Origin of the sequence: Actinophytocola sp., from assembly GCF_045807065.1 — a bacterium.
Lineage (GTDB): Bacteria > Actinomycetota > Actinomycetes > Mycobacteriales > Pseudonocardiaceae > Actinophytocola.
The window spans coordinates 1-3,719 of sequence record NZ_JBJMIE010000627.1; the positions used below are offsets into that span (position 1 = coordinate 1).

1 protein-coding gene is annotated in these 3,719 nt (G+C 73.4%); it reads left to right on the forward strand.

What is annotated here, in order from left to right; translation table 11 throughout:
- Window positions 1-3,719: condensation domain-containing protein (locus ACJ73U_RS36515; RefSeq protein WP_407782320.1), on the forward strand; the 3,719-nt coding region annotated here is incomplete at both ends.

Sequence of the window (3,719 nt, forward strand, 5' to 3'; positions counted from 1 at the left end):
ACCCCGGGGAGATACCAGTACGACTCGACGCGGTGCTGCGGGCGCAGCGCGCGGTCGGCTTCGACCTCGCCGGCGAGTGCGCGTCCCGGTTCGCGATCGTCGCCGTGTCCGCGACCGAGCACTACTTCCTGTGGAGCCTCCACCACATCCTGCTGGACGCGTGGAGCGAGGGCGCCGTGCTGACCGAGGTGCTGGCGACCTACCGCGCGCTGCGGGACGGCCGGGAACCGGAACCGCCGGCGGTAACACCGTTGCGCGACTACCTCGCCTGGATCGGCAGGCAGGACCGCACCGCCGACGGCGAGTTCTGGCAGGCCGAGCTCGCCGGCCTGACCGCACCGACGCTGCTCGCTCCGCTCGCCGGCGAGCGGAGCGAGCCAACAGAACAACAAGCGCACGTGGGTGACGAGTTGTCCGCGGAGCTGACGGCCGCGCTGCGGGAGCTGGCGTCGCGTGGCGGGTACACGGTGGGTGCGGTGCTGCAGGCCGCGTGGGCGCTGGTGCTCGCCGTACACACCGGCCGCCGGGACGTGGTGTTCGGCACCACCGTCACCGGCCGCTCCGCGGAGGTCGCCGGCATCGAGCACATGGTCGGGATGCTGATCAACACCCTGCCGTACGCGGTGCTGGTCGACCCGGACCGGACGGTGACCGGCTACCTCGCCGACCAGCAGGCCAGGCAGCTGGCCCTGCGGGAGCACGAGCACTGCTCGCTGACCGACATCCAGCGCCACGCCCCGGTCCCGGCCGGGACCCCGTTGTTCGACACGTTCTTCAGCTACCGGAACTTCACCGGTGGCGTCGTCGACACCGACGCCGAACTCGCCGTCGGTCCGCTGCCCTACGACTTCGAGCAGACCGACTGCCCGCTCATGCTCAACATCAGCCACCAGGACACCGTGCGACTGACCGCGATCTACCGCCGGTCGCAGTTCGACGCGGACACCTGTGTGGCCCTGCTCGAACGCTACGTCGCCGTCCTGCGCGACCTGGCCGCCCACCCCGACACTCCCCTGCGCGACCTGGCCGCCCTGACCTCCCTGGGCGAGATCATGGTGGTGCCCGGCACCGAGGCGGCCCAGTACCCGCTGCCGGCCAGCACCGCACGGGACGGTGCGGAAGGGGACGGTGGCCACGTCGCGCCGCGCGGCGAGCGGGAGCTGGCCATCGCCGAGATCTGGGCCCGGGTCCTCGGCCTCGACCAGGTCGGCGCGCACGACGACTTCTTCGACCTGGGCGGCGACTCGATCGTGGCCATCCAGATCGTCGCGGAGGCCAGGCGGATCGGCGTCCCGGTGACCCTGCCCCGGGTGTTCCAGCACCGCACCGTCGCCCGGCTCGCCCAAGCCATCGCCGCCGACACCGCGGCCCCGATGCTGGCCGACCAGCACGCGGTGTCCGGCGCGGTGGCACTGACCCCGATCCTGCGCTGGTTCACCGAACGGCCGATCCACCACGACCACTACAACCAGTCGGTCCTGCTGGACTGCCGACCGGCCGTCCGCCCCGACGTGCTGGCCCGTGCGCTCGCCGCACTGGTCGACCACCACGACGCCCTACGCATCCGGCTGTCCACCGTGGATGGTCGATGGGCCGGCGAGATCCGCGACCCCGGCACCGAGCCGCTCCTGCGGGTGGTCGACCTGACCGGCCTGCCCGACCGGCAGCGGCGGGAGACCCGTGGGCGGGTCGCCCACGAGATCCAGTCCGGACTGTCCATCGCGGACGGGCCCGTCCTGGCCGCGGCGCTGTTCACCGGCGGCGACCGGGACGCCGAGCTGATGATCACCATCCACCACGTGGCCGTCGACACCGTCTCCTGGAGCATCCTCCTCGAGGATCTGGACACCGCCTGCGCGCAGCTCGACGCCGGCGCACCCGTCGCCCTGCCACCCAGGAGCACCTCCTTCCAGCACTGGGCGAAGCGCCTCACCGAACACGCCAACTCCCCCGAGTTCGCCGCCGAGGCCGCGCGCTGGACCGCCCTGACCGGCGAGCCGGCGGCTCCCCTCCCGGTGGATCACGACCACGGACCGAACACCGGGGACTCCGCCCGTTCGGTGGCCGTGACGCTGCCGGCCGAGCTCACCGACACGCTCGTGCACCGGGTGCCCGCCGCGTACCGCACCCAGATCAACGACGTGCTGCTGGCTGCCCTCGCCCGCACGGTCACCGAGTGGACGGGCGCGGACGCCGCGCTGGTCGCACTGGAGGGCCACGGGCGCGAGCAGTTGTTCGACGACGTCGACCTGTCCAGGACCGTCGGCTGGTTCGCCAACCTCGTCCCGGTGACGCTGCCCGCCGTCGACGGCGGCTGGGGCACGGCGCTCAAGGCGGTCAAGGAGCGGCTGCGTGCCGTCCCGCACCACGGCATCGGGCACGGCCTCGCCCGCTACCTCCGCACCGACACCTCGGCGGCACTCGCCGCGACGCCGGAACCGCGGCTGCTGTTCAACTACCTCGGCCGGCTCGACCAGCGGCGCGGCCCCGCCGGCCGGTTCACCGAGCTGGCCGACCGGCTCGCCCCCGACCGGGCCGGTGCGAGCCCGCGCTCCTTCCTGATCGACGTCGAGGCGGCGATCAGGGGCGGGTGCCTCGAGGTGCACTGGGGTTACTCGACGCACCGGCACCGCGAGGACACGGTGCGCCGCCTCGCGCAGCGGTACGCACACCACCTCACCGAGCTGATCGAGCACTGCGCGGCCGGCGCCGGCGGCGCGACCCCGAGCGACTTCCCCCTCGCCGGCCTGGACCAGCCGACCCTCGACCGGATGCTGGCCACCCTGGCGGACGGTGTGGCGGACGGTGCCGGGGGGATCGCCAGGGACATCGAGGACGTGTACCCGCTCTCGCCGCTGCAGTCGGGCATGCTCTTCCACGTCCTCGGTGCCGCCGATCCCGCCGACTACCTCGTCCAGAAGGCCTACGTCATCGCCGGCGTACTGGACGTGGACGCGTTCGTCGCGGCGTGGCAGGGGGTGGTGGACCGGCACGCGGCACTGCGCACCACCTTCGCCTGGGAAGGGTTGCCCCAACCGGTGCAGGTGGTGTGGCGGCACCGGCCGGTCGAGCTCGAACGGCTGGACTGGACCGGCGTCGATCCCGCCGCGGTACCCGGCCGGGTGCAGGCGCGGCTGCGCCGGGACCTGCGGGCCGGCTTCGACCTGGCGGCGGAGTGTCCGTCGCGGCTCACCCTGATCCGCACCCGGCACGAGCACTACCTGCTGTGGAACACCCACCACGTCGTGCTGGACGCGTGGAGCGTCGCCACGGTGCTGGACGAGGTCCTCGCCGGTTACGCCGCGGCCCGCACGGGCACCGTCGCGGCCCTGCCGGCGGTGGCACCGTTCCGCGACCACATCGCCTGGGTCGCCGGCCGCGACCGGGAGTCCGACGCGGCCTTCTGGCGTGCCGAGCTGGCCGGGCTGTCCGCACCGGCACCTCTGCACACCGGGTCCACGGTGGACGGCGACGGAGTCGGGCGGGTGTTCGGACAGCTGCCGGCGGAGCTGGTCACGCGGCTGCACGAGCTGGCGGTGCGGTGCGGGAGCACGGTGGGCACCGTCCTGCAGGCGGCCTGGGCGCTGCTGCTCGGCGGTCACACCGGCTCTCGCGACGTCGTGTTCGGCACCACGGTCGCCGGACGCGCCGCCGACGTCCCCGGTGTCGAGCGCATGGTCGGCATGCTGATGAACACGATGCCCACCCGGGTGCGCATC